The sequence below is a fragment of the Elstera litoralis genome (genome assembly GCF_000963705.1).
GTDB classification, from domain to species: Bacteria; Pseudomonadota; Alphaproteobacteria; order Elsterales; family Elsteraceae; genus Elstera; species Elstera litoralis.
In genome coordinates, this window is sequence record NZ_LAJY01000511.1 from 1 (window position 1) to 1,478 (window position 1,478).

Below are 1,478 nucleotides of genomic sequence, written 5' to 3' on the forward strand. Positions count from 1 at the left end.
CAGACAGGCCGACGCCATGATCGATTTCGGCGTCAGTTCCTGCTGGTCGAAAATCCGTAGGCGCCCGTTCAGCACATTCGTTGCGGCGATAAAGAGTTTGCAAACATCCGCCCCACCGCGCACCGCGTCGAAATCGACGACATCGGCAATCAGATCTTGGAGCGGGTTCATATTCTTCGGGTTCAACTCATAGGGCGAAAACACGCGCGAGAGGGCGTCGTAAATGCCCCAGAGCGGTGAATATTCCATATTGCCGCGCGAGAAATGCTTATCGAGCGCCGTCGGTTGCAACGGGCCTTTCTTGCCGGCCTCGGAGGCTTTTTTCCAAAACCGATGCAGCAGTTCGCGCGCCTTATCCGGCCCGCCGGTGATGAGGCCGCAGGCGGTCATCGTTGCGTTCATTGCCCCGGCACTGGCCCCCACCAAGGCTTCGATCTCGATGCGACCGTCTTCCAAAAGCGCATCGATCACGCCCCAGGCGTAAGCCCCGTGCGAGCCGCCGCCTTGCAGGGCGAGTTTGATCTTCTTTTTGCCGGACTTGCCGTCAGCAACGCTCATTCATACTCTCCAGATTAAGCTTGAGGCGGCTCAGCGGGCGGATCGACCCGATGCAGCCAAATGTCGTGACGGGGCAGGAAGGCCCCCGTCGGCTCGGCCCGCAAAATCGCATAAACCGCGCGGCTGAGTTGCCCGCGCAGAACGACCAGACGGGCAAAATCGTCGATAAAGAAATAAAGCCGCCAGACAACAATGTCGGCCTTCATTTCGTGCATCAAAATAATCGGCGCGGGATCGGTCAGAACGCCGCTCACGCTCGCCGCCGCCGCCCGCAGTGCCGCCTCCACCTGGGTATCATCGAACCCATAGGTCAGCGGCACTTCGACGTTCGCGAGATGCAGTTTGCTGGGCAGCGCGTGATTGGTGAGGCGGGAGCGCGCGACCATACCGTTGGGAATAATCATCTCATCGCCGGTACGGGTCCGCACATGGGTAGCGCGCCAGTTGGTGATGAGAACGAAGCCCTGAATGCCGCCATCCAGGGTAATCCAATCGCCCGCCTTAAAGGGCCGCTCGAAATTCAACGCCAGACCGGCGAAAAGATCGCCCAAGGTGTTCTGAAGCGCCAAACCGATAACAATGGCGACAATCCCAGAAGTGGCGAACAGGCCCGTGATCGGCTGCTTGAAGACATGCACCGCCACAACGGCAGTCGTCGCAACATAGATGATAATACTCAGCATATCGGTCAACAGCTTGCGCTGCCGTGGCATGCCGCCCGTGCCACCGCCGAAAACGCGCGACCAAAGGAATAGTTCTAAACCGGACGTGATATTCCACGCCAAGGCGTACCACCAGCCGATGACGAGCCCATCGACCATCCACCCCGGTAGAATAGCCGAGGGCAAAAATCCGTCATATCCGCCGATATCCGCCGGGCGCATAATCGCAAGGGCGACCAAAATTTGCACGGCGATTGA

Annotated in this window: 2 protein-coding genes; both read right to left on the reverse strand. The window is 59.0% G+C overall.

Annotated features, from left to right (window positions below):
* Positions 1-558 (reverse strand): patatin-like phospholipase family protein (locus VZ95_RS24360; RefSeq protein ID WP_045776848.1); only part of this gene is annotated, 558 nt, incomplete at its 3' end.
* 14 nt (positions 559-572) lie between these two features.
* Positions 573-1,478, reverse strand: a 906-nt coding sequence (locus VZ95_RS16615; protein WP_156995356.1) for a mechanosensitive ion channel family protein, incomplete at its 5' end; no start/stop codon positions are given.